Origin of the sequence: Mesorhizobium sp. Root695 (assembly GCF_001428185.1) — a bacterium.
Taxonomy (GTDB): domain Bacteria; phylum Pseudomonadota; class Alphaproteobacteria; order Rhizobiales; family Rhizobiaceae; genus Mesorhizobium.
The window spans coordinates 49,703-75,864 of sequence record NZ_LMHO01000042.1 but is presented as its reverse complement, the minus strand read 5'-3'; the positions used below and the strand labels follow the sequence as shown (position 1 = coordinate 75,864).

Sequence of the window (26,162 nt, the reverse complement as noted above, 5' to 3'; positions counted from 1 at the left end):
CTCGCTCGGCCTGCAGGCCGAGCGAGCGAGGTCCGTACCGGCGGCTGCCTACAAGATGAACAGAAGCTTAATGCTGCAATGCAGCATTTGCATTATTGCTATGCAAAATCAGCCATTCAAGTCCTCATCGATGACGCCTATTTGAGCACCATCGAAACGAACATCATTCTGGAGGACTGCCATGAACCCGATCCGCGCTTACCGTAACTGGCGTATGTACACCGAGACCGTCCGCGAACTGAACCGTCTCAACGCACGTCAGCTCAGCGATCTCGGCATCAACCGCGCCGACATCGAAAAGATCGCCCGCAGGGCCATCTGAAGTCAGGTCTGGTCCGCTCCGGCGGACCAGACCGTGGAAGCCAGAGCCGCATCAGACGACTTTCGTCGCGGTTCCGAGCCCGCTGGACCCAGTCCGGCGGGTTTTGTCGTTTTAGGGCCGGGATGATCGAGGACCGTCTCAACCGATGCCAGTCATCGAGCAGGATTGACCTCAGTTTTCGGCATGGCATCTTGCCTCGGCGCTCTCACATGGGCGAACCCTGTTGGAAGCGGTGGCAGGCTCCAACATCACCGTCGAGACCGGGCGCCATTGTCTCGAACGGATTATTGCCAAGACCGGAACCCGCCAGCAAAGCCAGCTTGTCGTTCTGCTCAAGAGCGCGGAACCGTTTCGGTAAGGCCCCACGGCTTCCGGCGATTGCTTCCAAAAGCGTTGCGAAACGGCAAGAGAGCGGTTATACAGACCGCGAATTTCCCATTTTTTGGTGGCCTAAACCACCGCCCGCGCGGGAACGCGGGCGAACGAGAAGGATTTTTAAATGGCCAATACGCTGCTGATGCCCAAGGCGACCGCCGTCTGGCTGGTCGACAATACCGCGCTTTCTTTCGAGCAGATTGCGCAATTCTGCGGGCTGCATCCGCTCGAGGTCAAGGCGATCGCCGACGGCGAATCGGCGCAAGGCATCAAGGGCATGGACCCGATCATGACCGGCCAGCTTACCCGCGACGAGATCGCGCGCGCCGAGAAGGATTCGAACCAGCGCCTGAAGCTTTCGGACCCCAAGGTGCGGGTGCCTGAATCCAAGCGCAAGGGGCCGCGCTACACTCCGCTGTCGAAGCGTCAGGACCGGCCGAATGCCATTCTCTGGCTGGTGCGCAACCATCCCGAACTCAAGGATGCGCAGATCTCGCGCCTCGTCGGCACCACCAAGTCGACGATCGAGCAGATCCGCGAACGCAAGCACTGGAACTCGGCCAATTTGCAGCCGATGGACCCGGTGACGTTGGGCCTTTCCTCGCAGATCGACCTCGACATGGAAGTCAACCGCGCCTCGCGCGGTCGCGAACAGGCGCAGCCGGTCGGTGACACGCTGCTGCCGGCGGCCCTGACCGAACGGTTGGTGCCTGCTCCCGAGAAGCCGAAGGACGAGGATGCCGAACTCGATGCCAACGCCGTGTTCGCCAAGCTCTCGGCCTTGAAGTCGAAGAACACGGACAACGACGACGAGTGAGATTGTCCGACATTCCAATAAAAAAGCCCGCTTCGAGCGGGTTTTTTTTATGGGGTGCGTCAGGTATCAGGTCCGCGCGGCGCGATCCGGCGCCATGCCATAATCTTCGCTGCGCTCCACCGCCCGGTAGAAGTCGGCAAGCTGCTTGCCACGCTCCGGTTTGAAGATACGGCCTGCGATGACCACGGAGGCGATGCGATCGATGCGGAACGCGCGAAAATCATCGCGCATCTCGCACCAGGCGACCAGCGTCCACACCTTGCCCCAGAACCACAGGCCAAGCGGACGGATATCGCGGGCGGTGCCGCGCCCGGCCTCGTCGGAGTAGTCGATGGTCAGCACCTGACGCTTTTCGACAGCGCGCTCGATCAGGTCGATCGCCTCGCGCGCGGCGTCGCTGACCACCCACATCGGCGTGTGTATCTCGGTGCGCGCGATGCGGTCTTTTTCGGTATCGGGCAGGACGGCGCCGATCTTGACCAGCGCCTCGTCGGCGGCACGCGCCATGGCGGCACCGCCAAAGGCGCGCACCATGCGCGCGCCGGCTACCAGCGCGACGATCTCGTCACGCGTGAACATCAGCGGCGGAAGGTCGAAACCCTCCCTCATCATGTAGCCAACACCAGCCTCGCCGTCGATCGGCACCCCGGTCGACTGCAGGTCGGCAATGTCGCGGTAGATGGTTCGCTCGGAAACCTCGAGCCACGTGCCGAGCTTCTGGGCGGTGACCAAACGGCCACCGCGCAGATGCTGCACGATCTGGAAGAGCCTGTCGGCGCGGCGCATCATATGGTCCCTCGGCGTTGTCTCTATGCATGTCGCCCAAAACCGGTGTCCACCTTTGGGCGGTGTGCATCGTGTTTTTTGCGCATGCCGTTATCCCAAAACCGCAGAACGCTTTTGGGTGGCATACATCATGGTTTCAGCCCTTCGCGCTTGCGCTGCGCGGCGACGAACTCCGCGCCGAAGGACAGTTTCTTCGTCGTCGGCGTTTTCGCATCGAGCACGCGCCAAAACGGTGCCACATCGCTCAATGTCATGCCGCGCTCCAAATCCTCTTTGGCGGCTTCGGCAACGGTGCGCAGATGGTAGCCTGTTGTGACCGGGCATGTCACTTCGGCGCCGTGCTCGATGGCAAGCGCGGTGCGCAGCGCACGCACGTCCATCTCGACGCCTTCGGGAATCGAGCGGATGAAATCATCGACCTGACGCGCTGTCGGCACCAGCATCGGCTGACCCTCGATGACATCGGCCACAGTGCGCGGCGTCGGCTTCACGCCGTTGATGCCTGGTGTGTTCAATCTGTCGTTCCAACTCTTCATCGATCGTCCTTTCGACCGCCGATGCGTAGTGTCCGAGGCTCGCACCATTGCATGCCCCTCCTGACAGCGTACTGTCAGGAAGCTTCAGCATATTCCTTGGCGAACAGTGTCCGCATCTGCGCGAGATCATTGCCTCTTTCGGGATAAAGCGTCTTCAGAAAAGCAAGCGCGAAGGTGCCTGGTCCCGAACCGGGCGCGGAAACAATCTTGCCGTCAGCCACGGCATGCGGCACATCCTGATAATTGCTGTCGCCGGCATAACCGGCTTCATGACCATTGATCCAGTCACGGCCATTGCTGGTGTGTCTGGCTTTCTCGAACAGGCCGGCGCGGGCCAGCGCCAGCGTTCCGGCGCAGATACCGCCGACCACGCCGCCGCGCGACGCGACGGCATTGAGCAGGCCGGCGACATCCGGCGGCGCCTTGCCGACCCACTCGTCGGAGCCGATGACGGCGATGGCGTCGAGATCGTTGTTCTCATCCGCCTCGGCCGAACGATCAGGCGTCAGCCGGAAACCACTGATCCCGGTCACCGGCTTGCCGTCAGGCGCCAGCGATACGGCGCGGGCGCCGAACCATTCGACCGCCGAGGCCGCCAGCAGCCCATATTCCCAGTCGGCAAAGCCTTCGATGAAGAGAAAGCCGATTGTCTTCTGTTCGGGCATAAGCTCGCTCCATCCCTCGCGCGCCGGAGTTCTTATCTGGGCGTTGGGGCGCCCACATCCAACCGCTGTGTCGAAAAATTCGTCTCAATTGCCATCGAAGCGACGTTCCGCATACATGTCCGGCCAGCCGACATCCTTGCGAATGTCCGCCGGCAGCGAGTTCATGAACCGCTGGGTGCGGATCTCATTGCGCATCGTGCGGATCTTGCCGACATAGTGCTGCACGCCGCGCAGAATGATGGAACCGTTCATAGCTAGTCTCCTCTCTCTGATGGAGACACTATCGCACACCCCTCCTGACAGCAGTCTGTCAGGAGGATGGCGGGACGGCGACGATAATTCCGACCGGTGCATTTGCCAGGAAGGGAACCTTGCTTTCGCGACATCAAACCGTGATTGTCACAGGCTTGCTCATGCCGACTGTTCACCGCAACGACCCGGGTCAGGCGCCGCTGTTCAGCTTCCGGCGACGGACTGTCGGAATACGCGGCCTTCAGCGACGTGGCCGCAGTTCTGATATGGAAGGAGAAAATTCTTCCCCAAAACCAGGGAGACGACCATGAGCCTGCAACTGACAGGAATCCACCATCTGACCGCCATCACTGCCAACGCGCCTGGCAATCTTCATTTCTATACGAGGGTGCTGGGCCTGCGGCTGGTCAAGAAGACAGTGAACCAGGACGATACCTCGGCCTACCACCTGTTCTATGCCGATGGCGAAGCCACACCGGGCACCGACCTTACTTTCTTCGACTGGCCGGTTGGCCGCGAGCGGCGTGGTACGCACAGCATCGTGCGGACCAGCCTCAGGGTCGGCAGCAAGGAGAGCCTTGCCTGGTGGAAGCAGCACCTGACCGACGAAAACATCGTGACGGGAGAGATCGCCGACATCGGCGGCTATCCCTGCCTGGATTTCGAAGACCCCGAGGGCCAGCGTCTGCGCCTGGTCAGCGATGGCGGCAAAGGCGGCAGCCATCCCTGGGCGCAAAGCCCGGTGCCGGTCGAGCACCAGATCCGCGGGCTTGGGCCGATCGTCATCAGCGTTCCCGACATCACCAACACCGAGGCGGTGGTGACCAAGGTGATGAACATGCGCAAGGCCCGCGACCATGCCTCGCCGGATGGCCAGGTCCACGTCTTCGAAATGGGCGAGGGCGGGCCGGCGGCGGAATTGCATGTCCTGGTGCAGCCGGGACTGGCGCCGGCACACCAAGGTGCGGGTGCGGTTCACCATGTCGCCTTCAGAGCGCCGGACCAGGAGACGCTGCATCAATGGACGGCGCGGCTGGCCGAGTTCAGGCTGCCGTCGAGCGGCGAGGTCGAACGCTATTACTTCCGCTCGCTCTATTTCCGCGAGCCGAATGGCATTTTGTTCGAGATCGCCACCGACGGGCCGGGGTTCACAGCCGACGAGCCGCTGGAAACGCTGGGTGAAAGCCTGGCCTTGCCTCCGTTCCTCGAACCGAAGCGCGCTTCGATCGAGGCCGGACTCAAGCCGCTGAAGTAGATCGCGCGCCGGTCAAAGGCGTGCCGTTCCGGTTCGGGATCGCGGCGCCCATTCTCTCTCAGGCAGCGAACTCTCTCAGGCAACGAAGGACGTGCTTTGACAGCAGGCCACGTTGCTGGTCAAAGGCGGCATGTCGAAACTTCTCGCGCTCGTCATTGTTGGCATCATGGTCATCCAGCTGATCAAGCCGCTCGGCTGGCCGGGGCTGAAACGGCGCAGCGACTTCTGGAAGCTGGCGCTGCTGGCGATGGCGGCGATTTCGATAACAGCCGTGCTTGGGCATTGGACATAGACCAGGACCTGGCAAGCTGGCCCGTGCCGGCCATTTAGCTGGCGAGCACCAGGTCGACGAGATGTTCCGCCCAGGCTCGATAACCCGCTTCCGAGGCATGAAAGCCGTCGGAGGCGAAGCCGACCTCGGGATTGGTGATCGGCAGGCGCGGCGCCGGCACCGCGCCGCGCTCCAGGCAAAGGCGTTCTCCCATCCGGTTCATTTCGGTGGCGCGGATTTCAAGGATTTTTCCGAGCAGCGGCGGCATGGCCGGCGCCCGCGTGAACTCCAGCACCGGCGACCACACCACGCGCGCTTCCGGCCATTTGGCGCGTAGGCCGTAGAGCAGCCCGCCGAACTCCTTCTTGAAGCGCGGCACCGAGTGAAAATTCTTGGTGTCGTTGGTGCCGATGGCCAGCACGATATGCGTCCATGGATCGGCCGACAGATTGGGCAGGATATGGTCGCGGATCTGGCCCGAGGTCGCCGAATTGAAGCCGGCGGCCCGCCAGCGCACGGCGCGGCCGGTATTCTGCGCAATCAGCACGGCGAGCTGCGCGGCAAGCCCATCTTCCGAATTGCCGATGCCGACCGAAGCGGCGGAGGAATCACCCAGCACCAGAAGCGAGATCGCCGGCGCCTTGCCTGATATTTCGTGCATGACCGGCCCCTGCGCCGGCAGCATGCGCGTGGTGCGGCGTCGCACGCCGAGGCCCTGCCAGATATAGACCGGGAAGGCGAGCCAGGTGAGGAGGGCGAGAAGGCGCTGCATGCGCACCCTTTAGCGCATGTTGCGCCCGACGTGAACGATCGGTTGTCGTGCTGCCTTCTTGTTTTGACGCAATTCCCAAGGGAAAGCGCTATGCGCTTTTCCCGGGAAAACCGCTTCACACTTTTCCTGGAATTGCTCTAGTCGCAACAAGTCTCCTGTGCTCCAGATCTGTCGCCGTATTCATCGTGCAGGCGCACCCAGTCCATCAGGCCGTGATAGGGGCCGGTTTCGTTGCGGCCCTTCGGCGTCATGTCGAGATAGTCATACGTGCCGATCAGTGCCTCGCCGCCACGGGCGCGGGACATGAAGGTGAGGAAGAGGTCGCCGGTCTCGTCCCTGTAGAAAACACTGCTGCCGGGAAGCTCCTTCGACGTCCGGGGACGGGTCTCGAAATTGTACGTGGTGTCACCAGCGGCGATCTGCCTGTCGGTGAAGGAGACCTGCATGTCGAAGTTGAAATCCGAGGCATAGGACGACACCCAGTCGAACTTCCAGCCCATGCGCTGCTTGTAGGGCAGAAGTTCCGCCAGCGGCGCACGCGAAACCACGATCAGCGACACGTCGTGATGCCGCAGATGCTGATTGGCGCCGTCGATATGGTCGGCAAGGAATGAGCAGCCCTCGCAATGATTGACGCAGCCCGGCCCGAACATGAAGTGATAGACGATCAACTGGCTGTTGTCGGCGAACAGGTCGGTCAGTTTCTTTGGCCCGTGCTCGGTCTCGAAGACATAGTCCTTCCTGATCTTCAGCCAGGGCAGTTCACGCCGTTCAGCAGCGATCCGCTCGCGAAGCCGCGTCAGTTCCTTCTCACGGGCCAGATGCGCCTTGTGCGCCTGGAACCAGTCCTCACGCGAAACAATCTTGTTGCGATGCATGAACCTCTCCCTGAATGTCATCCCAAGGACGTTTGGGATGAGCCCAACCCGACATTGCTGCCGGATTTTGCCCAAGGGGAATAAGGACGCGGACACTCCGTCCCAAGCCCGGCACGTCACAAACAAAAAACCCGGGCGCATCGGCCCGGGTTCGAAGGAGGAAGAAAGAACAGTGATCAGGCGGCCTGTTCCAGGCTCGCCTTCCATTTTCCAAGCGCCGCCAGATGGTTCATATGGGCGCGATGGGTGAAGGCGGCCTGGCCGGCGGCGACATTCGAGGCCTTGCCGCTCCAGGCTTTCTGCGGCGCGGCCTGCAGCGCGCGGCCGTAGGAGAAGGTCAGCTTCCACGGGTGCGGCCCGATGGCGTTGATGGCGTTGAGGTTGGCTGTCGCCTCCTCGTCCTCCTGACCGCCGGAGAGGAAGGCGATGCCCGGCACCGCTGCCGGCACGGTTTCGCGGAACAGTTTTATGGTCTTTTCCGCGACCTCTTCCGGGCTGCTCACCTTGCCCGATTTCCTGCCGGCCAGCACCATGTTGGGCTTCAGGATGGTGCCCTCCAGCAGGACGCGCGCCGCATGGAGCTCGTCATAGAGCTTGATCAGCGTTGCCTTCGAGATATCGTAGCAGGTGTCGATGTCGTGGGCGCCGTCCATCAGCACTTCCGGCTCGACGATAGGCACGATGCCGGCCTCCTGGCAAAGGGCGGCATAGCGGGCAAGTGCATGGGCGTTCGAGGCGATCGAATTGGCCGAGGGCACGCCCTTGGCCTGGTCGATGTCGATCACCGCGCGCCATTTGGCGAAGCGGGCGCCAAGCTTGTAATAGTCGGCAAGGCGCTCGCGCAGGCCGTCGAGGCCCTCGGTGATGGTGTCACCGGGAAAGCCGGCCAGCGGCTTGGCGCCGGCATCGACCTTGATGCCGGGGATGGCGCCCGCCGCCTTGATGATGTCGACCAGCGGCGTGCCGTCGGCGGCCTTCTGGCGGATCGTCTCGTCGTAGAGGATGACGCCGGAAATGAAGCGGGTCATCGCTTCCCTGGCGCGAAACATCATCTCGCGGTAGTCGCGGCGGCTGTCGGCTGTCGATTCAACGCCAATGACGTCGAAGCGCTTCTTGATGGTGCCGGAACTTTCGTCAGCGGCCAGCAGGCCCTTGCCATCGGCGACGATCGCGGCGGCAATGTCTTCGAGACGTTCGCTCATTCTGCTTCTCCTGAAGGGGTTCGTTCCGCGCTTAACGGAAGTCTACCGCCAAAGGAATGGCATCGGAAAGCTCGAATCGATTGAAACTTCCCAGCGCCCTTTTGGCACCACCAATCCCGTCAAGTTACCTCTTCAACACATCGACGCCGGGCAGCGGCTTGCCTTCCATCCATTCCAGGAAAGCGCCGCCGGCGGTCGAGACATAGGTGAAGTCATCGGCAACGCCGGCATGGTTGAGCGCCGCCACCGTATCGCCGCCACCGGCGACCGAGACCAGCTTGCCGGCCTTGGTGCGCGCCGCCGCGTGCTTGGCCGCTGCCACCGTCGCATGGTCGAAGGGCGCGATCTCGAAGGCGCCGAGCGGGCCGTTCCAAACCAGCGTCGCGGCGCGGTCGATCCATTCGCCGATGGTCATCACGGTTTTGGCGCCGACATCGAGGATCATGCCGTCGGCCGGAACATCCGAGATGGCGACGGTCTCGCAGGCCGCGCCCGCCTTGAACTCCCTCGCGACGACGCCGTCGACCGGCAGGATGATGGCGCAGCCGGCTTCGGCCGCCTCGATCATGATCTGCTTGGCGGTCGTGGCGAGATCATGCTCGCACAGCGATTTGCCGACATCGGTGCCGCGCGCGGCAAGGAAGGTGTTGGCCATGCCGCCGCCGATGACGAGTGCATCGACCTTCTTCACCAGGTTCATCAGCAGGTCGATCTTGGTCGAGACCTTGGCGCCGCCGACAATGGCGACGACCGGACGGACCGGTTTTCCCAGACCCTTCTCGAGCGCTTCGAGTTCGGCCTGCATGGTGCGGCCGGCAAAAGCCGGCAACAGATGCGCCAGCCCCTCGGTCGAAGAATGGGCGCGGTGCGCGGCGGAAAAGGCGTCGTTGACGAAGATGTCGCCATTGGCGGCGAGCTTTTCGGTGAAGGCCGGATCGTTCTTCTCCTCGGCCTTGTAGAAACGGGTGTTTTCGAGAAGCACTACGTCGCCCTTGTTCATGGCGGCGATGGCGCTTCCCGCTATGTCGCCGACGCAATCGCTGGCGAAGCCGACGGGGCGGCCGAGCACCTCCGCCGTCGCCCTGGCGATCGGCTCCAGCGAGAATTCGGCCGACGGGCCATCCTTGGGTCGGCCGAAATGGGCAAGCAGGATGACCTTGGCGCCCTTGCCCGACAGTTCGGCGATGGTCGGCGCGATGCGTTCGATGCGGGTGGCGTCGGTGACCTTGCCGTCCGCAACGGGCACGTTGAGGTCGACGCGTACCAGCACGCGCTTGCCGCTGATGTTGCCGATATCGTCGAGGGTCTTGAAGGCGGCCATGCGGGTTCCCTTTCGCGAAAAATCGCCGGGAACATACCCCGCGCCGACGACGATGCAAGGCTTAGGCCGGATTCGAAACGAAATTTTGAAGTTGGCACGATTCTGTGCCGGCGGGCGGATGAAGGGCAGCACCCACAATCGAAGTTGTCAGCTCTCGATCGTTGCCTTCTCCTCTGTCGGCTCGGAGGCTGGTTTCTCGTCCGCCCGCGCCTCTGCCATCTGCGTCTCGGTCGGCTTGCGCCAGTTGCGGATGAAGGCGGAGACACGATCGCTGATTTCGCCGGCGCTCAGGAAAACCGGCACCCGCGCCACCGGAGCGGTCGGCTCGAAGGAAAGGCCGAGGCCCGTGATCTTGCCCTTGTCATCGACGTCGCGAACGATCAGCTCGATCGGACCGAGCAGCACGCGGTCGGCATATTCGGCATGGCCGCCGAGCCGCGTGGTGACCAGTGCGCCGACGGTGAGCTTTTGCTCTGCTTCGGTCAGTCCTGGCGTATAGGCCGCTTCCAGTTCAGCGGCGGAGCGCGCCGGGTCGACAGCGAAGGCGCCGAAGAAATCGGCATCCTCGGGATCGACCACGGCGCGGCTGGCGAACAGCTTGTCGAGCAGGCGCGGATAGCGGTCCGGCACGAAGATGTAGACCTGGTCGCCGGCAGCGAGCCGGCCCATGTCCTGGAAGCGCATCGAGCGGCCGTCGCGCAGCACCAGCGAGGGCCGTGCCCAGCGTGGGATGCGCTCGCCGCGGGCCACCGGGCTGCCGTGTGCGACGCGATAGGCGAGAAGTTCGTGATGGGCCGAGCCCGGCAATTCCAGCTCGACCTTGTCCAGCGGCCCAAGCCGCGCCGGCACTATCAGGCCGAGGCGGCGCGCCAGCGGTCCAACCGTCCAGCCCTGGATGACCAGCGACACCAGCACGATGATGAAGGCGGTGTTGAAGATGACACGGCCGTTTTCCAGCCCGCCGAGCAGCGGGGTGATGGCGAGCAGGATCGACACCGCGCCGCGCAGGCCGACCCAGGAGACGAAGGCGACTTCGGGGCGTGGCAGACGGAATGGGATCAGGCAGAGCCAGACCGCGATCGGGCGGGCAACGAACATCAGGAACAGGCCGAGCGCTACCGCCGGCGCCATGATTGCAGGAAACTGCGACGGCGTCGCGAAGAGACCGAGGATGAGGAACATGATGATCTGCGCCAGCCACGACATGCCGTCCTGGAAACGCTTGAGGATGGTGACGGCGCGGATATCGGAATTGCCGGCAATGAGGCCGGCGATGTAGACCGCCAGGAAGCCCGAGCCGCCAATGGCGCCAGCGGCGGCAAAGACCATCAGCGACAAGGTCAGCACGAAGATCGGCAGCAGGCCGTGATCGAGATTGAGCCGGTCGACGAGGCGCACGATGGCGAGGCCGCCGAGCACGCCGACAACCGCGCCGAGGCCCATGTTGAGGAGGAAGCCGAGGAACAGGCTGGTGACCAGGACATTGGTCTCCGGGTTGGCGTGGGCGGCGATGATCTCGACCAGCGTGATGGTCAGAAAGATGGCGATCGGGTCGTTGGTGCCGGATTCCACCTCAAGCGTCGAGCGCACGCGTTCGCGCAGGTTGATCTCGCCGGCGCGCAGCAGGAAGAATACGGCCGCGGCATCGGTGGAGGCGACGGCTGCGCCGAGCAGGAAGGATTCCAGCCAGGTGAGGTCGAGCAGATAGTGTGCGGCGGCGCCGAACAGGCCGGTGGTTACAAGCACGCCGAAGGTCGCCAGCGATAGAGCCGGGCCCGCAGCCTGCCGCAAGGCATTGAGCGGCGTGCCGAAACCGGAATCGAACAGGATGACGGCCAGCGCCAGTGAGCCGGCAAAATAAGCGATGCGGGCGTTGTCGAACTGGATGCCGAGGCCGTCGGTGCCGCTGGCGAGGCCAATACAGAGAAACAGGAGCAGAAGAGGGGCGCCGAAGCGGAAGGCGATCAGGCTCGAAAACGCGGCGGCGACGACAAGCGCTGTGCCGACCAGCGTGACGAGATAGATCGCATGCTCCATCCTGAAATCAGCCCCTCAAATTCGTCTGTCTCCTGCTTTGCGAGAGAGTGGGGCGAAGACGTGACCAGTGCAAGGCGGCGGGGTGGCTTTTTGGCTTATGCCGCTGATTTTCGGATGTTTTGGCGCTCAGGACACAAATCGGGAAGGCGCAAGCCGCCCGCATGAAAAACGCCCGGACAAAGCCGGGCGTTTCAGGTCTCGAAAAGAGAGCTTTGCGATCAGGCGATGGTCTTGCCGAAGGCGACCGCGGTGTCGCCCATGCGATTGGAAAAACCCCATTCATTGTCGTACCAGGACAGCACCGAAACGAAATTGCCGTCCATCACCTTGGTCTGGTCGAGCGCCATGATCGAGGAACGCGGATCATGGTTGAAATCGATCGACACATTCGGATGATGGGTGACGCCGAGGATGCCCTTGAGCTTGCCGTTGGAGGCGGCGATCACCGCGTCGTTGATCTCCTGCACCGTGGTCGACCGCTTGGCGATGAACTTGAAGTCGACGACCGAGACGTTCGGGGTCGGCACACGGATCGAGATGCCGTCGAGCTTGCCCTTGAGGTCGGGCAGCACCAGGCCGATCGCCTTGGCGGCACCGGTCGAGGTCGGGATCTGCGACAGGGCCGCGGCGCGGCCGCGGTAGAGATCCTTGTGCATGGTGTCCAGCGTCGGCTGGTCGCCGGTGTAGGAATGGATCGTCGTCATCATTCCCTTTTCGATGCCGACCGTCTCGTGCAGCACGGCTGCCAGCGGCGCCAGGCAGTTGGTGGTGCAGGAGGCATTCGAGATGACGATGTGGTCCTTGGTCAACTGGTCGTGGTTGATGCCGTAGACGACGGTGAGGTCGGCGCCTTCGGCCGGGGCCGAGACGATGACGCGCTTGGCGCCGGCGGTCAGATGCGCGGCAGCCTTGTCGCGGGCGGTGAAGATGCCGGTGCATTCGAGCGCGATGTCGATGCCGAGTTCCTTCCACGGCAACTGCGTCGGATCCTTGATCGCGGTGACCTTGAACGTCTCCTTGCCAACGGTGATCTGGTCGCCGGAAACCGACACCTCGTGCGGGAAGCGGCCGTGCACGCTGTCGTAGCGCAAGAGGTGCGCGTTGGTCTCGACCGGGCCGAGGTCGTTGACGGCGACGACCTCGATGTCCCTGCGGCCGGATTCGTGGATGGCGCGCAGGATGTTGCGGCCGATGCGGCCGAATCCGTTGATGGCAACTCTGACGGTCATTATTCTCTCCCTGGGAGTTGGAGGGCAGACGATGGGTCCGCAGTTTCATAGCGGCGGAAGCGGAAAGAATCCAGCCGCAGCGACGTGGATTTAAATCGATTAGGTTAGGCCAGTCCGGCGAAACCGCTTCGCGCGGTTTCGCCGGACTTTGAACCTACTTGGCATGCAGGCGGGTTTCCGCCGTCTTGGCCGCGGCTTCGGCGGTGATGCCGAAATGCGGATAGAGCTGCTCGATCGTGCCCGAGGCGCCAAAGCCGGTCATGCCGATGAAGATGCCGTCGGAGCCGATCAGATGATCCCAGCCCTGGCGGATGCCGGCTTCGATCGCCATCTTGATCGGCGCGTTGCCGATCGTTTTCTTGCGGTAGTCGTCACTCTGCTGGTCGAACAGCTCGAAGCAAGGCACCGAGACGACGCGGGTCGGGTGGCCATGCTTTTCCAGCAGGTCGCGCGCGCCGAGCGCGATCTCGACCTCCGAACCGGTGGCGAAGATCGTCACCGCTGCCTCGCCGCTGGCGGCAACCAGCTCATAGGCACCCTGGCTGCTCAGGTTCTTGGCAACGAATTCGTTGCGCACCGTCGGCAGGTTCTGGCGGGTCAGCGCCAAGGTCGACGGCGTCTTTTCCGACTCGAGGGCCAACTGCCAGCATTCGGCGGTTTCCACGGCGTCGGCCGGGCGGAAGACATTGTGGTTGGGAATGGCGCGTAGTGCGGCCAGATGCTCGACCGGCTGGTGGGTCGGGCCGTCTTCGCCCAGACCGATGGAATCATGGGTCATGACGAAGATAGAGCGGATGCCCATCAGCGAGGCCAGCCGCATCGACGGACGGGCGTAGTCGGAGAAGCACATGAAGGTGCCGCCATAGGCGATGAGGCCGCCATGCAGCGTCAGGCCGTTGATGGCGGCGGCCATGCCGTGCTCGCGGATGCCGTAGTGGACATAGCGCTGGCCATAGTCGTCCGACGTGATGTTCTTGGTCTGGCTGGTCTTGGTGTTGTTGGAGCCGGTCAGGTCGGCAGAGCCGCCGATAGTCTCGGGCACGGCGCCGTTGATGACTTCCAGCGCCATCTCGGATGATTTGCGGGTGGCGACCTTCGGCTTGTCGGCCGAGAGCTTCTTCTTGTAGTCGGCAATGACGGCATCGAAATTGGACGGCAGCTTGCCACTGAGGCGGCGCTCGAACTCGGCCTTAAGCTTGGCGTCGGCCTTGGCCAGGCGGCCCTCCCAGTCGGTGCGCGCCTTGACGCCGGCCTTGCCGGCGGTGCGCCAGGCGTCGAGGATGTCGGACGGAATCTCGAAGGGCGGCGAATCCCAGTTGAAGAACTTGCGTGCGCCGGCGATCTCGTCGGCGCCGAGCGGCGAACCGTGTGCCTTGTTGGTGCCGGCCTTGGTCGGCGCGCCGAAGCCGATGGTCGTCTTGCAGGCGATCATGGTCGGCTTGTCGGAATGGCGGGCGGCTTCGATGGCATAGGCGATGGCTTCCGGATCGGTGCCGTCGATGTGGCTGGCGTTCCAGCCGGAGGCCTGGAAGCGAGCGACCTGATCGGTGTTGTCGGACAGCGAGACCGGACCGTCGATCGAAATGTCGTTGTTGTCCCAGAACACGATCAGCTTGTTCAGCTTGAGATGTCCGGCAAGCGCGATGGCTTCCTGGGACACCCCTTCCATCAGGCAGCCGTCGCCGGCAAGCACATAGGTGTAGTGGTCGACGAGGTCATTGCCGAAGGCGGCGTTCATGATGCGCTCGCCGAGCGCGAAGCCAACCGAATTTGCGAGCCCCTGGCCAAGCGGGCCGGTCGTCGTCTCGATGCCGGTGGCGTGCCCGTATTCCGGGTGACCGGCGGTCTTCGAGCCCAACTGGCGGAAGTGCTTGATCTGGTCGATGGTCATGTCTTCGTAGCCGGTCAGATGCAGCAGCGAATAAAGCAACATCGAACCATGGCCGGCAGACAGGATGAAACGGTCGCGGTCGGCCCAGTGCGGTGCCTTGGGATCATATTTCAGGAAGCGTGTGAACAACACCGTGGCGATGTCGGCGCAGCCCATGGGCAGGCCGGGATGGCCGGAATTCGCCTTCTCGACGGCATCCATGGAGAGAAAGCGGATCGCATTGGCCATCCGGTCATGTTGTTCACGCGACGTCATGGTTCCTCCAGAAGTGGGGGTTTGGGGGCTTGGGAGAGCCCTTGAAAAGGGTGCGCGACACATAGCAGGCGCGCGCCTTTAGTCAACAAATCGGGTGCACATTTGCCGGCCTTGTGACGCCGGCGGCGGGTCTACATTAGCGTTAGCAGGGGACAGTCGCGAGAGCTTTGTTGACGTTGCCTTCACCCGGTGCCTAATGTTTCGCGGATAACGCGTTCTGAACGCGAACGATTCGGTGATGGGCAGGGCACAGGACGAAGCCATGACCGGGGAAGCCACACTCAAGGAAGTCATCGCCAGGCTGGGCAAGGCCATCGAGGGGCTGGAAAACGCGGTCGCGGCCAAGCTCGAGCATGAACGCGATTACTCGGAAGCCGAGGCCGAAGTGCAGCGGATGAATGCCGATCGCTCCAGGCTGGCGCAGGAACTCGACAATTCCGAAGCGCGCGCCGAACGTCTGGAAGACGCCAACAAGGAAGTGTCGCGACGGCTGGTGACCGCCATGGAAACCATCCGCGCTGTGTTGGACAGGTAGGCTCATGGCTCAAGTCACGGTTTCCATCGACGGCAAACAGTATCGGATGGCCTGCGACGAAGGTCAGGAAGAGCATCTGATCGACCTTGCCGAACGTTTCGACCGCTATGTCTCGCATCTGAAGGACTCTTTTGGCGAGATCGGCGACCAGCGGCTGACCGTGATGGCCGGCATCATGGTGATGGACGAACTCTCGGAGTTGCAGAAACGCGTCAAGGGCATGGAAAGCGAAGTGCTGACCTTGCGCAAGACGCGCGACGATGCGCTGATCAAGGCCGACAAGAACGACAGCGTGCTGACCAACGCGCTTGGCGCGCTGGCACAGCGCATGGAAGACCTGACGGCGACGCTCGCGGTCAACAAGACCTGAAGCTGCGCGGCCCTCCGCTCAGCCAAAGGCTCCTGCGCTTTTGGCTCGACGGCAGCGTAAAAATGCTCGCTTCGCCGCCGAAAAGAGTTTCATATTATCTCGCGGTCGCGATTTTTGCGCTAAGATGCAGCGATGCCGGAGCGTGGATGCCTTGATGGCGGCATGATTTGCCGCGGCCCTCGCTTCTGGCGGAATCTGTTGCAGGGGAGATGTGCCATGAGCCTTCGTATCAACGACATTGCGCCGGACTTCAGTGCCGAGACCACGCAAGGGACAATCAAATTCCATGAATGGATCGGTGACGGCTGGGCGATCCTGTTCAGCCACCCGAAGAACTTCACGCCGGTCTGCACGACCGAGCTTGGCACGATGGCCGGGCTGGAAGGCGAATTCAAGAAGCGCAACGTCAAGATCATCGGTATTTCCGTCGATCCGGTCGCGAGCCATGACAAGTGGCAGGCCGACATCAAGACGGCGACCGGCCACACGGTGAACTACCCGCTGATCGGCGACAAGGACCTCAAGGTCGCCAAGCTCTACGACATGCTGCCAGGCGGTGCCGGCGAGACATCGGAGGGCCGCACGCCCGCCGACAACGCCACGGTGCGCTCGGTCTACGTCATCGGACCGGACAAGAAGATCAAGCTGGTGCTGACCTACCCGATGACCACGGGCCGCAACTTCGACGAGATCCTGCGCGCGGTCGATTCCATGCAGCTGACCGCCAAGCACCAGGTGGCGACGCCGGCGAACTGGAAGCAGGGCGAGGACGTCATCATCACTGCCGCCGTCTCCAACGAGGATGCGATCAAGCGCTTCGGCGCCTACGAGACCATCCTGCCGTATCTCAGGAAGACCAAGCAGCCATCCGCCTGACCCCAGGCGCTTCGGAACGGTTTTTGCCTTTCTCGCCGCTTCGAGCCAAGTGATGCTTGACGGAGGCGTCCGAGTGGAGAAACATGCTCCTCTCGGATGCCGTCAGAGAAAATCATTCCTGCCGGCTAAGCGGTGGTGGGGAGGCCGGAATTGGACGTAGCTTTGGCCAAGCCGCAGGTCAGCGGCTTCTATGACAAGGCGACCGGGGCCATCCAGTATGTCGTCGCCGACCAGGGGACGAAGCGCTGTGCCATCATCGATCCGATCTTCGATTTCGACGAGAAATCCGGCGCCACGGCGACGACGAATGCCGATGTCCTGCTCGATTTCATCCGGGAAAACGCGCTGGAGTTGGAGTGGATCCTCGACACCCATCCGCATGCCGACCATTTCTCGGCGGCGCATTACCTGAGAGAGAAGACCGGCGCGCCGACAGCGATCGGCGACAGGGTCGTCGACGTCCAGAAACTATGGAAGGCGATCTACAACTGGCCGGATTTTCCCGCCGACGGTTCGCAGTGGGACAGGCTGTTCGCGGAAGGCGAAACCTTCCAGGTGGGCACACTTCCGGTCAAGGTGCTGTTCTCGCCCGGACACACGCTGGCCTCGATCACCTATGTGGTCGGCGATGCCGCCTTCGTCCACGATACGCTGTTCATGCCCGACAGCGGCACGGCGAGGACGGACTTTCCCGGCGGCAGTGCCGCTCGGCTCTGGCGCTCGATCCAGGACATCCTGGCATTGCCGGACGAGACGCGCGTCTTCGTCGGCCATGACTATCAGGCCGGTGGCCGCGAGCCCTTGTGGGAAAGCACGGTGGCAGTGCAGAGGGCCACCAACATCCATCTTGCCGCCGCCCGCAGCGAGGCCGAGTTCGTCCCCTTGCGCGAGGCACGCGACAGGACGCTGCCGATGCCGCGGCTGATCTTGCATGCGTTGCAGGTCAACATGAATGGCGGGAGGCTGCCGGAACCCGAGGCGAATGGCCGGCGGTACCTGAAGTTTCCGCTGGATGGGCTTTGAGGGGCTGCTGGCGAAGTTGCCAATCTCCCCCGCAGGGGGGAGATCGGATGTCGCTCTGGTTTTCGCCAATCGCCAGCGCAGCCGTTAGATATAAAAACGGCGCCAGTTTCCTGGCGCCGCCCTTTTGTTTCATTGCCTTAGCCGGCTTTAAGCCGCCGGCTGAGCCTCGATGGTGCGCAGCGCCTGGGTCTGGCGCTTGGCGGCGGCCTTGACCGCATCCTGCACCTTCTCGAAGGCGCGCACCTCGATCTGGCGTACGCGCTCGCGGCTGATGTCGAACTCGGACGACAGCTCCTCCAGCGTCAGCGGCTCCTCGGCGAGGCGACGGGCCTCGAAGATGCGCCGCTCGCGCTCGTTGAGCACGGCAAGAGCGCCCGACAGCATGCCGCGCCGGTTTTCCAGCTCGTCCTGCTCGATCAGCATCTCTTCCTGGCTTTCGTGGTCGTCGACCAGCCAGTCCTGCCATTCGCCGGATTCGCCTTCGCTCGCCCGGATCGGGGCGTTGAGCGAGGCGTCGCCGGACAGGCGGCGGTTCATCGACACCACTTCGGCTTCGGAAACGTTCAGCCTGGTGGCGATCTCGGCGATCTGGTCGGGCTTCAAGTCGCCGTCGTCCAGCGCCTGGATCTTGCCCTTCACCTTGCGCAGGTTGAAGAACAGGCGCTTCTGGTTGGCGGTCGTGCCCATCTTGACCAGGCTCCACGAACGCAGGATGTACTCCTGGATCGAGGCCTTGATCCACCACATGGCGTAGGTCGCGAGGCGGAAGCCGCGCTCGGGTTCGAATTTCTTGACGGCCTGCATCAGGCCGACATTGCCTTCCGAGATCACTTCGCCGATCGGCAGGCCATAGCCGCGATAGCCCATGGCGATCTTGGCGACGAGCCTGAGGTGGCTGGTGACGAGCTTGTGCGCAGCGGAGGTGTCTTCATGCTCGGCATAACGCTTGGCGAGCATGTACTCTTCCTGCGGCTGCAGCATGGGAAAGCGGCGGATTTCTTCCAGGTAGCGGCTGAGGCCGCCTTCGCCGGAAACGATACTGGGTAATGACTGGGCCATGATAGCGCCCCCTCTCTATTGGAGTGATGCCCCCGAAGCGCGGCGGGCATGTGACGCGAGCACCAAAAGGCTCGCCCGCGACATCGGATCTTATACAGGAACAAAACCAGAAAAGACAGGCATTTGTTCAACACGAAACAGTGTGTCACGCTGAAGTGAACAATGCCGCTCAGGTTTTTCTGTGGCAGGTTCAGAGCTTACGGAAGCCGCCGACGAGTTTCTCCATGTCCCCCGGCAACGGCGCCTCGAACCTCATCGTTAAATGGGTAACCGGGTGGCGAAATGCAAGGAGCCAAGCATGCAAAGCTTGCCGGGAAAATGCCTTGACCTGACTTTTCAGCGGTTCGGGCAGCCGGTTGGCCTTGGTGCGGAAGGCCTGGCCATAATCGGGGTCGCCGATCACCGGATGGCCGATATGCGCCATGTGCACGCGGATCTGGTGGGTGCGGCCGGTTTCCAGCCGGCATTCCACCAGGCTGGCGGTGGCGAACTCCTGTTGGCTCTCGCCGAAATGCTCCTGCACGGCGAAGTGGGTGACCGCATGGCGGGCGTCGTCGCGTCCTTCCGGCACCACGGCACGGCGCACGCGGTCGGCGGCGCGGCCGAGCGGCGCGTCGACCCTTCCGGTCGGCCTCTGCGGTATGCCCCAGACCAGCGCCAGATAGGCGCGCTCCAAGTCACCGGTCAGGCCGTGATCGGCGAAGGCTTCGGACAGCGACTTGTGGGCGCGGTCGGTCTTGGCGACGACCATGACGCCGCTGGTCTCCTTGTCGAGGCGGTGCACAATGCCCGGCCGGCGCACGCCGCCGATGCCTGAAAGGCTGTCGCCGCAATGATGGATCAGCGCGTTGACCAGCGTGCCGGTCCAGTTGCCGGCGCCGGGGTGAACGACAAGCCCCGCCGGCTTGTTGATGACGATCAGTTCGGCGTCCTCATAGAGCACATCGAGCGCGATGTTTTCGCCCTGTGGTGCCGCCGGCTCGGGCTCCGGCATGACAACCGACACGCTTTCGCCTGGCGTCATCTTGCGCTTGGTCTCATCGACCGGCTCGCCGTTGACGCTGACCGCGCCCTGCCTGATCAGCATCTGCACGCGGCTGCGCGACATGTCCGGGCCGAGGCTGGCCGCCAGCCATTGGTCGAGGCGCTGACCGGCCGCATCCGCGCCCGCCACCAGCATGGTGGGCTCCATGAACTGGTGCTCTATCAATTCAGGGGCCTCTTCGCTATGAGCGCTCATTGAAAAACCGTTCCGGATTATTTGCCATGGCCAGCCCAATTGCCGAGGAAGACCAGGAAAAGCCGCTCGACCCCGAGGTCGAAAAGGTGCGCAGGAAACTCGTCCGCTTCGTCGGGATCAATCTCGGCCTGCTGTTCCTCGCCCTTATGGTGGTGATCGGCGCCCTTGTCTACAAAGCGCGCAACGCACCGCCGGCGAACCCGCAACTGGCAGGCGATATCCAGACACCCGCCGGCGAACCGGTCAGCGGCGATATCGTGCTGCCGGTCGGCGCCAAGGTGGTCAGCCAGTCGCTGTCCGGCAATCGCCTCTCCATCGATGCCGAGCTTGCCGACGGCAGCCGCACGATCTTCGTCTACGATATCGCCGAGCGCCGCCTGATCGGCCGTTTTGCGATCCGCAACAAATGAGCAGTCGGCAACAATGCAACAAACAAGTTTGTCGCAGAAATGAACAAGCCTGAGGCATGACCGGGTTCGCCGAACACCGCCGTGTCGCGACCGTGGCCCTGGTCGTCGCCAGCTATGACGAGGCGATTGCCTGGTATGTTCAGCGGCTGGGTTTCCTGCTTGTCGAGGATGTCCATCTCGGCGGCGGCAAGCGCTGGGTCACCGTCGCGCCGGCCGACGGCCAAGGCGCCAGGCTGCTGCTGGCCGAGGCTTCCGACGAGGCACAAAGCAAAAGCATCGGCAACCAGACCGGCGGCCGGGTGTTTCTGTTCCTCGAGACTGACGACTTTGCCCGCGACCATGCGGCAATGCTGGAAAAGGGCGTCGAATTCCGCGAAGCACCGCGCTTCGAGCCCTATGGCACGGTGGCGGTTTTCGCCGATCTGCATGGCAATCTCTGGGACCTGATCGAGCCGAAACGGTAGGCCTGCGGCCGGCTTTTCCCCGACAAGGGAAAGCGGCCGAACCCCTGTTGCTTTTTCCCAGCCGTCAGCCTATATCGCCGGTTCTTGAACGCGCCCATCGTCTAGCGGTCAGGACACCGCCCTCTCACGGCGGGAACAGGGGTTCGATTCCCCTTGGGCGTACCAAGGATTTCAACGACTTAGTCGCACAGATCCAAAAACTATCGACTAAAGGTCAAATAAGCCGCCGCTGGGAGCGGTTAATAGCCGATGGCGACTTGCCCTCCCTAGGCCCGCGAAGTTCATTTCGCTCCCGACTTGTTCAGCGTGGGAGCAAGTTAGGTCGCCTGGCTGAAACGGCTAACGAATTGCTCGGCGGGTAGGTCGAAAGCGGCCTCTTCATGTTTGATCCGTTCGATCGGCCATTCCCACCAACGAATTTTCAGCATGGCCGCGATAGTATCTTCGGAGAAACGATGTTTGATAACCCGCGCAGGGTTGCCGGCGACTATCGCGTAGGGCGGCACGTCCTTCGTGACCACACTGCATGCCGCAACCACGGCGCCATCACCAATAGTGACGCCCGACATGATCGTCGCTCGTGCCCCTATCCAGACATCGTTTCCGAGAACAATCGGACCCTTGGTCCGCAGGTATTCCATCGTCTTCTTTGTCTTGAGTATCTGGTCCTGCAAGCCAAAGTTTGACGCTGTCTCGGTTGGATGGTCGGCATGGCATATGAACAGAACCTCCGCCGCGATGGCGCAGAATGCGCCTATATTCACGGGGGATTTGTCGGAGAGGAAGAGGAAAGACCCGCTATGGACTCCATGCGAGTATCGGCCCAGCGTTACAAATGGAGGCAGCGGGACTTTCGGCCCTAGAATCCCTTTTCCCCGAAGCCATATGGCTAATCTCGACATACAAACCCCCACATTCAGCTCTTAAAGTAGCCACTTCCAGGCTCGCCGGGTCGCAGCGAGTCTCTAGATATGGCCAACCAGCTGCCGGCGATATTTTTTATAGAGCCACTCCATGCGCTTGTACCAAAGCGGCCTTTGTTTGTCTGGGTTTATGGACGTCAAGAAGGCCCCAGTGTGGGTGCCCTGCTCAACAAAAGGCCTCTCGAACCAAAGCACCTCGACGCCAAGCGCCGCATCGGCATGATCGATCTCGTGACCGATCGGCCCGGACATCTTGCGTTCATCAAACCAGGCGCACCTCTCCGCTGCCACGGAGCGGGTGATGATATAGGAATCGGTGGCTTTGCCGTGAGGGGCCGGATAGAGATGCTTTCCGCGTTTCAACTTGAACGCCGAAATATAGTAGGTGCCAGCGTTGCCGATATAGATGGCGGCTTTGCGATTTGGATCGCCGAGCTCTACCAGAGCCGCGTTGAATTTTGTATTGAAATTGGTCGCCAGGAACACGTCGTCCTCTAAGACCAGACAGTAGGGCTTGTCGGTCTTCAGAAAATCACGCCAGATCCCAATGTGTTTCAAGGAGCAGGACAGTTCCGCCATCTTGAGAGCACCTGGCGTGGTAAGCTTTTCAACTTCTTCATCAGTAATATCCGAAATATCCCAGTTAAGATACCAAGTGGCGGGGATGCCATGGCGATCGACCTGCTTCGCGATGTGCTGTTCTCGGTCCTCATAGCCCTTCTTGACGTGGCAAACGCGCACATAGACTTGGTCGGCGGGAAATCTCGGCATATGACCCATATAGCCACTGGCGTTTTGGAAGTCTACGCGCACTGATCGTCCGCAATCACAAGGCGTATTTCGGCCTGCAGTGCTTGCGCTGCACGGCATGTTGCAGCAAGTTGGCTGCATGAAGCAACTGGCCTTGGCCCTCCTCGTCTCCGTGTCTCTGATTGCCCAGTGTGGTCCGTCCTTCTCCAAGGACAGGAAGATCACGGGCACAATCCGTGGCTTCGAATGCGGCGACAATTGCTACCTGACCATCGTCGACCGCAAGAAGGCCGAGCAAGTGGGCCTGTGTGCCGCGCCCGAGTGCGAAAGCTGGAACGAGCAAACCGTGATGCCGTCCCGCTACAAGGGAAAAAGCGTGACGGTTACAGTCGGGCAGGGACAGCAGGTCGATGACAGCGGCAACGTTATGGGAGAGATGATGGCCTTCAAGAAAATCAAATTTCTCGACTAGCGTGCTGGGATTGGACGCAATTCGGTTTCGACCGAAGACCGCTAATCTCTCAGGTCTCCCTCAATCGCCCGATCCGGGTCGCGTTCGTGACTTCTGGCGCTGCGGGGCCGATTGCATTAGCATCGCGTCATGGGTCCTGAGGCACGGCTCCAGCGGCGCGCAGAACGCCGGGTGTTGGGCGGATCCGGACGGGCAGTCGATGCCTCGGAGGGAGACCAATGCAGAAATTGCAATCGCAGGGCGTTCATCACATCACGCTGGTCGGCGCCGGGCGCCAGACCTCGATCGATTTCTGGGAGGGCGTGCTCGGCATGCCGTTCATCTTCGAGCAGCCCAACCTCGACAAGGCGAGCGAAAGCCATCTCTATTTCGATCCGGGCGACGGCCGGCTGATCACCATCTTCACCGATGAGAGCCGCACGCTGGAGAAGCGCCGCACGCCGACCGATCCGGGTTGCGTCCACCATATTGCCTTTTCGGTGTCGCGCGTCACCTTCTTGCAGGCGGTCGCCCGGCTTGACGAGCGCGGGATCAAGCACAGCGGCGTCAAGGATCGAGGCTTCATGGATTCGATCTATTTCGAGGATCCGCTCGGCCTGCTGATCGAACTCGCCTCCTACCGCTTCGAGCCGCCGGCGGGCTTCACCCATGCCGACGTGCTGATGGAAGCGCACCGACGGCGGGTCGCGCGCGGCGACTACAACATAGCGGAAGTGCATCTCGCCGATGCGATCCAGACGCTCGTCGAGCGTTCCCGCGCAACCCTGTCGGATGACCGGGCAGCGAAGAACCCATACTGAAGAGACCAGAGGAGGAACACATGGCCAAGACAGCGACGAAGAGTGCTAGGAAACCAGCGGCTAAAGCAGCCGCCAAGCCGGCGGCGAAAGCCGCGGCAAAGCCGGCGGCCAAGGCAGCCGCCAAGCCTGCCGCGAAGGCCAAGGCGAAGCCGGCGAAGAAACCTGCCGTGAAGCTCAGCATGCTGAAGCCCAGCGTCAACAACATGACTGTCCGGGTATTCGCGCGCGCGGCCGGGCTGGACACCGCCGAGACCGATGCCTGGGGCCACACCCGTTCGCCGGAATTCATGGCGCGAAACCCCGCCCATTTGACGCCGATGATCGAGGACAAGGGCCTTCCCAGAGGCGTGTTATGGGAAAGCTGCGCCATCATGCAATACCTCTCCAACAAGCATGGGCTGGAGAAATTCTATCCGAAGGCGCCGGCCAAGCGGGCGATGGTCGACAGCGCCATGTTCTACCTGGTCGGTACGCTCTACCCCTATGTGGCGCGGGCCACCTATCCGGCTCTCGGCTTCCCGCACTATGCCGGCGAGGTCGGCCACAGCGACGCCCACCCCGACAAGAAGTCGGAGGCCCAGAAGGCAGCCATGGCGGCGATTGCCGAGCCGCTGGAGGTGTTTCACAGCTTCTTCCGGGACGGCAAGCCGTTCATCGGCGGCACGCACCCGTCGATCGCCGATATCCGCCTGGCGGCGACGCTCGAATTCCTGGCGGTTATCGACTATCCCCTGCCCAAATGGGCGAAGGAGTATATGGCGGCGGTCGAGAAGAAGCTCGGCAACGCCTATAGCGAGCCGGCCGGCGACGTGCGCGGCTACATCGCCCATGTGAAGTCGCAGGCCAAGGCCTGAGCTTAAGGATTCGTTAACCTAAGCCCTGTCTACTGGAGGCAATTCGCTTTCGGGCCGCGACCACGGATGTACTGGCGCGGAACGTCGTAGCGATAGGAAAGGTCGGCGCAATGCCGGCCTTTTTGCTTTTCGAGCGCCACCTCTTTGTTTGACGCAATTCCGGGACGGAAAACCGTTTCGCCCTTTTCCTGGAATTGCTCTATCGCCGGGGCGGGGTCGAGCAGCGATCGGGCCACGCAGGCCTCGTCCGGTGTCGCCTTTTTTTGGCGTCAACTTTTGCCGAGAGAGATATTGTCATTGCCGGCATTGGCCCTACCATCCAGTTCGGCAAGGATGTCGGTCAGGCGTGAGACGAGGGTTGGCGATGAAAAGCGTTGCGAGGCGGGTTGCGGTTGCGGGCGTGATGCTGGCGGGCGCCGTTCATCCTTCAAATGCGGCCGAACTCAACACCATGAACGATGTCGGGGCCGCCATCCAGGCATGCTGGACACCGCCGGCGGACGCCGGAACTGCCAGCGTCACCTTGAGCTTCAGCTTCAAGCGGGACGGCACGCTGATTGGCCCGCCGAGGCCGACAGCCATCAAGGTGGATGGCGATGCCAAGGCGAAAAAATCGTTTGTCGACGCCGCGACAGCGACTTTGCAGAATTGCCTGCCCCTGACCTTCTCATCGAAGCTGGCGCAAGGGATCGCCGGCAACGTGTTCACGTTGCAATTCGCCTCTCCCAAATAACTCACGAGCGGCGCAAGCCGCATTGCCAAGGTGCGCTCGGCCCGTGCCGCACGGCTCAATGGTGACTGCGCCTTGCCTCGGCATGCCGGGCAAGGTCGGGCGTCTCGAAGACGTAGTCGTTCCAGGCCGATTCCGGAACCTGGCCAGCCAGATAGCATTCCAGCAACAGGCTTTGCTCGGGGTTGAGAGGCCGTGGCGCGCGCTCATGATCCAGCCCCAGCGAGTGAAAAAGGTTTCTTGTCAGGTCCGAGACCGTGAAGTGGATCGACATCTGTGTTCTCCTTTGGCCATTCAACGCCGGAGGCCGGGCAAAGGTTTCAAATGCGCCTGGCGGTAACGGGGGATTGATCCTGGGTTCGTCGCTGCGGACTCTCGACAATCGTCGTCGCATTGTTTTCGGGTTCGTCTCAATCTTGAAATAAAAATATAATATCGAATTTACAGGAGGTGACCTAATACAATATGTGAAGGTATATTTAGGTTCAAAATCTTGCAAAAATTAGACGTTACTCATTTGGTCTAAGCTCACCGAAGTCAATGTTCGCAATTCCAGGTTCTCAGCAAGAAGGACCAAGTCGTCCCGATGATCCGTTTCTGGCCTCTCATGATGATCGCTCTGATATCGGTGTCGGCGGTTTTGTTCGGCACGCTTTCGTCCTACGCGGACAGCTGCGGCGCAATCAGAAACCAGTTGCTTTCGGCCGGCCGCAGCGGCGGGGCGAGCCCGGAGCTTGCCCAGCTGCGCCGGCAACTCGCCGCCATCCAGAATATCGAGAGACAGCGACAGTG

At 62.2% G+C, this 26,162-nt stretch carries 30 protein-coding genes, 1 tRNA gene and 1 pseudogene; 15 read left to right on the top strand and 17 right to left on the bottom strand.

All coding sequences use genetic code 11. The annotated features are described in order from the left end of the window. Positions 1–181: 181 nt before the first annotated feature. Together ASD99_RS32775 and ASD99_RS25655 are read left to right on the top strand one after the other, a co-directional pair. Positions 182–322, top strand: a complete 141-nt coding sequence (locus ASD99_RS32775) for a DUF1127 domain-containing protein (RefSeq protein ID WP_082525421.1) — start codon at positions 182–184, stop codon at positions 320–322. Positions 323–821: 499 nt separating this feature from the next. Beyond that, positions 822–1,514, top strand: coding sequence for a DUF1013 domain-containing protein (locus ASD99_RS25655; protein WP_057145312.1), 693 nt, complete (start codon positions 822–824; stop codon positions 1,512–1,514). A gap of 66 nt (positions 1,515–1,580) precedes the next feature. On the opposite strand, the gene ASD99_RS25650 is transcribed toward ASD99_RS25655, so the two are convergent. The 4 genes from ASD99_RS25650 to ASD99_RS34180 all read right to left on the bottom strand — a co-directional run bounded on the left by ASD99_RS25650 (position 1,581) and on the right by ASD99_RS34180 (position 3,753). After that, positions 1,581–2,300, bottom strand: coding sequence for a helix-turn-helix transcriptional regulator (locus ASD99_RS25650; protein WP_027166621.1), 720 nt, complete (start codon positions 2,298–2,300; stop codon positions 1,581–1,583). 128 nt (positions 2,301–2,428) lie between these two features. Then, positions 2,429–2,836, bottom strand: a complete 408-nt coding sequence (locus tag ASD99_RS25645) for a hypothetical protein (RefSeq protein ID WP_056586703.1) — start codon at positions 2,834–2,836, stop codon at positions 2,429–2,431. 74 nt (positions 2,837–2,910) lie between these two features. Next, the gene (locus ASD99_RS25640) at positions 2,911–3,501 is read right to left on the bottom strand and encodes a DJ-1/PfpI family protein (protein ID WP_057145311.1); all 591 of its coding nucleotides are present in this window, start codon (positions 3,499–3,501) and stop codon (positions 2,911–2,913) included. A gap of 84 nt (positions 3,502–3,585) precedes the next feature. Further along, the gene (locus ASD99_RS34180; protein WP_082583421.1) at positions 3,586–3,753 is read right to left on the bottom strand and encodes a hypothetical protein; all 168 of its coding nucleotides are present in this window, start codon (positions 3,751–3,753) and stop codon (positions 3,586–3,588) included. Between the two features lie 307 nt (positions 3,754–4,060). Between ASD99_RS34180 and ASD99_RS25635 the strand changes: the two genes are divergently transcribed. Beyond that, positions 4,061–5,008 carry a ring-cleaving dioxygenase gene (locus tag ASD99_RS25635; protein WP_057145310.1) on the top strand — a complete coding sequence of 316 codons (948 nt, stop codon included), beginning with the start codon at positions 4,061–4,063 and terminating at the stop codon, positions 5,006–5,008. Between the two features lie 130 nt (positions 5,009–5,138). Beyond that, positions 5,139–5,300 (top strand): hypothetical protein, encoded by a 162-nt coding sequence (locus tag ASD99_RS34175; RefSeq protein ID WP_082525434.1) that lies wholly within the window; start codon positions 5,139–5,141, stop codon positions 5,298–5,300. A 34-nt stretch (positions 5,301–5,334) separates the two neighbouring features. Here the strand turns inward: ASD99_RS34175 and ASD99_RS25625 are convergent, their stop codons facing one another. The 7 genes from ASD99_RS25625 to tkt form a co-directional block, all read right to left on the bottom strand. Continuing rightward, complete coding sequence (locus ASD99_RS25625; protein ID WP_057145309.1) at positions 5,335–6,051, bottom strand: SGNH/GDSL hydrolase family protein; 717 nt, start codon at positions 6,049–6,051, stop codon at positions 5,335–5,337. A 137-nt stretch (positions 6,052–6,188) separates the two neighbouring features. Further along, positions 6,189–6,929 (bottom strand): DUF899 domain-containing protein, encoded by a 741-nt coding sequence (locus ASD99_RS25620; RefSeq protein WP_056586718.1) that lies wholly within the window; start codon positions 6,927–6,929, stop codon positions 6,189–6,191. Between the two features lie 176 nt (positions 6,930–7,105). Next, entirely contained in the window at positions 7,106–8,131 is a 1,026-nt protein-coding gene (locus ASD99_RS25615; RefSeq protein ID WP_057145308.1) for a class I fructose-bisphosphate aldolase, read from the bottom strand. A gap of 124 nt (positions 8,132–8,255) precedes the next feature. Continuing rightward, positions 8,256–9,452, bottom strand: coding sequence for a phosphoglycerate kinase (locus ASD99_RS25610; RefSeq protein WP_057145307.1), 1,197 nt, complete (start codon positions 9,450–9,452; stop codon positions 8,256–8,258). 147 nt (positions 9,453–9,599) lie between these two features. Next, a complete protein-coding gene (locus tag ASD99_RS25605) occupies positions 9,600–11,489 on the bottom strand; it encodes a potassium/proton antiporter (protein ID WP_057145306.1) in 1,890 nt (629 codons plus the stop codon). A gap of 218 nt (positions 11,490–11,707) precedes the next feature. Further along, entirely contained in the window at positions 11,708–12,718 is a 1,011-nt protein-coding gene (gene gap, locus ASD99_RS25600; protein WP_057145305.1) for a type I glyceraldehyde-3-phosphate dehydrogenase, read from the bottom strand. Between the two features lie 154 nt (positions 12,719–12,872). Then, entirely contained in the window at positions 12,873–14,864 is a 1,992-nt protein-coding gene (gene tkt / locus ASD99_RS25595) for a transketolase (RefSeq protein WP_057145304.1), read from the bottom strand. A gap of 262 nt (positions 14,865–15,126) precedes the next feature. Here tkt and ASD99_RS25590 point away from each other — a divergent pair, with 262 nt between their 5' ends. The 4 genes from ASD99_RS25590 (at position 15,127) to ASD99_RS25575 (ending at position 17,668) form a co-directional block, all read left to right on the top strand. Continuing rightward, a complete protein-coding gene (locus ASD99_RS25590) occupies positions 15,127–15,399 on the top strand; it encodes a DUF4164 domain-containing protein (RefSeq protein ID WP_013529251.1) in 273 nt (90 codons plus the stop codon). A 4-nt stretch (positions 15,400–15,403) separates the two neighbouring features. Then, a complete protein-coding gene (locus ASD99_RS25585; protein WP_056586732.1) occupies positions 15,404–15,769 on the top strand; it encodes a cell division protein ZapA in 366 nt (121 codons plus the stop codon). A 216-nt stretch (positions 15,770–15,985) separates the two neighbouring features. Continuing rightward, positions 15,986–16,645: a peroxiredoxin gene (locus ASD99_RS25580; protein ID WP_056586735.1), complete on the top strand. Its 660-nt coding sequence runs from the start codon at positions 15,986–15,988 to the stop codon at positions 16,643–16,645. 150 nt (positions 16,646–16,795) lie between these two features. After that, positions 16,796–17,668, top strand: coding sequence for an MBL fold metallo-hydrolase (locus ASD99_RS25575; RefSeq protein WP_057145303.1), 873 nt, complete (start codon positions 16,796–16,798; stop codon positions 17,666–17,668). 147 nt (positions 17,669–17,815) lie between these two features. Here the strand turns inward: ASD99_RS25575 and rpoH are convergent, their stop codons facing one another. After that, positions 17,816–18,727, bottom strand: a complete 912-nt coding sequence (gene rpoH, locus ASD99_RS25570) for an RNA polymerase sigma factor RpoH (RefSeq protein ID WP_013529255.1) — start codon at positions 18,725–18,727, stop codon at positions 17,816–17,818. Positions 18,728–18,917: 190 nt separating this feature from the next. Then, complete coding sequence (locus tag ASD99_RS25565; RefSeq protein ID WP_057145302.1) at positions 18,918–19,967, bottom strand: RluA family pseudouridine synthase; 1,050 nt, start codon at positions 19,965–19,967, stop codon at positions 18,918–18,920. Positions 19,968–19,993: 26 nt separating this feature from the next. Between ASD99_RS25565 and ASD99_RS25560 the strand changes: the two genes are divergently transcribed. The 3 genes from ASD99_RS25560 to ASD99_RS25550 all read left to right on the top strand — a co-directional run bounded on the left by ASD99_RS25560 (position 19,994) and on the right by ASD99_RS25550 (position 21,006). Beyond that, positions 19,994–20,377, top strand: coding sequence for a hypothetical protein (locus tag ASD99_RS25560; protein WP_056586745.1), 384 nt, complete (start codon positions 19,994–19,996; stop codon positions 20,375–20,377). A gap of 56 nt (positions 20,378–20,433) precedes the next feature. After that, positions 20,434–20,841, top strand: coding sequence for a VOC family protein (locus tag ASD99_RS25555; protein ID WP_057145301.1), 408 nt, complete (start codon positions 20,434–20,436; stop codon positions 20,839–20,841). 90 nt (positions 20,842–20,931) lie between these two features. Next, positions 20,932–21,006: transfer RNA gene (locus tag ASD99_RS25550), tRNA-Glu, on the top strand. 152 nt (positions 21,007–21,158) lie between these two features. Here ASD99_RS25550 and ASD99_RS34990 read toward each other — a convergent pair. Both ASD99_RS34990 and ASD99_RS25540 read right to left on the bottom strand, forming a co-directional pair. Next, positions 21,159–21,485: pseudogene (locus tag ASD99_RS34990) on the bottom strand (CatB-related O-acetyltransferase); the annotation flags it as partial. A 321-nt stretch (positions 21,486–21,806) separates the two neighbouring features. Further along, on the bottom strand, positions 21,807–22,577 hold the full coding sequence (locus tag ASD99_RS25540; RefSeq protein WP_244497899.1) for a glycosyltransferase family 25 protein: 771 nt from the start codon (positions 22,575–22,577) through the stop codon (positions 21,807–21,809). Positions 22,578–22,653: 76 nt separating this feature from the next. Between ASD99_RS25540 and ASD99_RS25535 the strand changes: the two genes are divergently transcribed. The 3 genes from ASD99_RS25535 (at position 22,654) to ASD99_RS25525 (ending at position 24,640) form a co-directional block, all read left to right on the top strand. Beyond that, entirely contained in the window at positions 22,654–22,986 is a 333-nt protein-coding gene (locus ASD99_RS25535) for a hypothetical protein (protein ID WP_244497897.1), read from the top strand. Between the two features lie 218 nt (positions 22,987–23,204). Further along, a complete protein-coding gene (locus tag ASD99_RS25530; RefSeq protein WP_057145298.1) occupies positions 23,205–23,786 on the top strand; it encodes a VOC family protein in 582 nt (193 codons plus the stop codon). Between the two features lie 20 nt (positions 23,787–23,806). After that, positions 23,807–24,640, top strand: a complete 834-nt coding sequence (locus ASD99_RS25525) for a glutathione S-transferase family protein (protein WP_057145297.1) — start codon at positions 23,807–23,809, stop codon at positions 24,638–24,640. A gap of 29 nt (positions 24,641–24,669) precedes the next feature. Here ASD99_RS25525 and ASD99_RS33670 read toward each other — a convergent pair whose 3' ends face one another. Further along, positions 24,670–24,876 (bottom strand): hypothetical protein, encoded by a 207-nt coding sequence (locus tag ASD99_RS33670; protein WP_156389080.1) that lies wholly within the window; start codon positions 24,874–24,876, stop codon positions 24,670–24,672. 128 nt (positions 24,877–25,004) lie between these two features. Between ASD99_RS33670 and ASD99_RS25520 the strand changes: the two genes are divergently transcribed. Further along, positions 25,005–25,373: a hypothetical protein gene (locus tag ASD99_RS25520; RefSeq protein WP_056587444.1), complete on the top strand. Its 369-nt coding sequence runs from the start codon at positions 25,005–25,007 to the stop codon at positions 25,371–25,373. A gap of 55 nt (positions 25,374–25,428) precedes the next feature. On the opposite strand, the gene ASD99_RS25515 is transcribed toward ASD99_RS25520, so the two are convergent. Beyond that, entirely contained in the window at positions 25,429–25,644 is a 216-nt protein-coding gene (locus ASD99_RS25515; protein ID WP_056587441.1) for a hypothetical protein, read from the bottom strand. Positions 25,645–26,162: the final 518 nt, after the last annotated feature.

Bases quoted from the DNA above. Each gene is read 5' to 3' on its own strand.
- ASD99_RS25625 (WP_057145309.1), bottom strand. From the start codon at position 6,051: ATGCAGCGCCTTCTCGCCCTCCTCACCTGGCTCGCCTTCCCGGTCTAT.
- ASD99_RS25590 (WP_013529251.1), top strand. From the start codon at position 15,127: ATGACCGGGGAAGCCACACTCAAGGAAGTCATCGCCAGGCTGGGCAAG.
- ASD99_RS25635 (WP_057145310.1), top strand. From the start codon at position 4,061: ATGAGCCTGCAACTGACAGGAATCCACCATCTGACCGCCATCACTGCC.
- ASD99_RS25620 (WP_056586718.1), bottom strand. From the start codon at position 6,929: ATGCATCGCAACAAGATTGTTTCGCGTGAGGACTGGTTCCAGGCGCAC.
- ASD99_RS25640 (WP_057145311.1), bottom strand. From the start codon at position 3,501: ATGCCCGAACAGAAGACAATCGGCTTTCTCTTCATCGAAGGCTTTGCC.
- ASD99_RS25610 (WP_057145307.1), bottom strand. From the start codon at position 9,452: ATGGCCGCCTTCAAGACCCTCGACGATATCGGCAACATCAGCGGCAAG.
- ASD99_RS25585 (WP_056586732.1), top strand. From the start codon at position 15,404: ATGGCTCAAGTCACGGTTTCCATCGACGGCAAACAGTATCGGATGGCC.
- ASD99_RS25650 (WP_027166621.1), bottom strand. From the start codon at position 2,300: ATGCGCCGCGCCGACAGGCTCTTCCAGATCGTGCAGCATCTGCGCGGT.
- ASD99_RS25565 (WP_057145302.1), bottom strand. From the start codon at position 19,967: ATGAGCGCTCATAGCGAAGAGGCCCCTGAATTGATAGAGCACCAGTTC.
- ASD99_RS25525 (WP_057145297.1), top strand. From the start codon at position 23,807: ATGGCCAAGACAGCGACGAAGAGTGCTAGGAAACCAGCGGCTAAAGCA.
- gap (WP_057145305.1), bottom strand. From the start codon at position 12,718: ATGACCGTCAGAGTTGCCATCAACGGATTCGGCCGCATCGGCCGCAAC.
- ASD99_RS25580 (WP_056586735.1), top strand. From the start codon at position 15,986: ATGAGCCTTCGTATCAACGACATTGCGCCGGACTTCAGTGCCGAGACC.
- ASD99_RS25515 (WP_056587441.1), bottom strand. From the start codon at position 25,644: ATGTCGATCCACTTCACGGTCTCGGACCTGACAAGAAACCTTTTTCAC.
- ASD99_RS25615 (WP_057145308.1), bottom strand. From the start codon at position 8,131: ATGAGCGAACGTCTCGAAGACATTGCCGCCGCGATCGTCGCCGATGGC.
- ASD99_RS25655 (WP_057145312.1), top strand. From the start codon at position 822: ATGGCCAATACGCTGCTGATGCCCAAGGCGACCGCCGTCTGGCTGGTC.
- ASD99_RS25560 (WP_056586745.1), top strand. From the start codon at position 19,994: ATGGCCAGCCCAATTGCCGAGGAAGACCAGGAAAAGCCGCTCGACCCC.
- rpoH (WP_013529255.1), bottom strand. From the start codon at position 18,727: ATGGCCCAGTCATTACCCAGTATCGTTTCCGGCGAAGGCGGCCTCAGC.
- ASD99_RS32775 (WP_082525421.1), top strand. From the start codon at position 182: ATGAACCCGATCCGCGCTTACCGTAACTGGCGTATGTACACCGAGACC.
- ASD99_RS25520 (WP_056587444.1), top strand. From the start codon at position 25,005: ATGAAAAGCGTTGCGAGGCGGGTTGCGGTTGCGGGCGTGATGCTGGCG.
- tkt (WP_057145304.1), bottom strand. From the start codon at position 14,864: ATGACGTCGCGTGAACAACATGACCGGATGGCCAATGCGATCCGCTTT.
- ASD99_RS34175 (WP_082525434.1), top strand. From the start codon at position 5,139: ATGTCGAAACTTCTCGCGCTCGTCATTGTTGGCATCATGGTCATCCAG.
- ASD99_RS25530 (WP_057145298.1), top strand. From the start codon at position 23,205: ATGCAGAAATTGCAATCGCAGGGCGTTCATCACATCACGCTGGTCGGC.
- ASD99_RS34180 (WP_082583421.1), bottom strand. From the start codon at position 3,753: ATGAACGGTTCCATCATTCTGCGCGGCGTGCAGCACTATGTCGGCAAG.
- ASD99_RS25645 (WP_056586703.1), bottom strand. From the start codon at position 2,836: ATGAAGAGTTGGAACGACAGATTGAACACACCAGGCATCAACGGCGTG.
- ASD99_RS25535 (WP_244497897.1), top strand. From the start codon at position 22,654: ATGAAGCAACTGGCCTTGGCCCTCCTCGTCTCCGTGTCTCTGATTGCC.
- ASD99_RS25605 (WP_057145306.1), bottom strand. From the start codon at position 11,489: ATGGAGCATGCGATCTATCTCGTCACGCTGGTCGGCACAGCGCTTGTC.
- ASD99_RS25555 (WP_057145301.1), top strand. From the start codon at position 20,434: ATGACCGGGTTCGCCGAACACCGCCGTGTCGCGACCGTGGCCCTGGTC.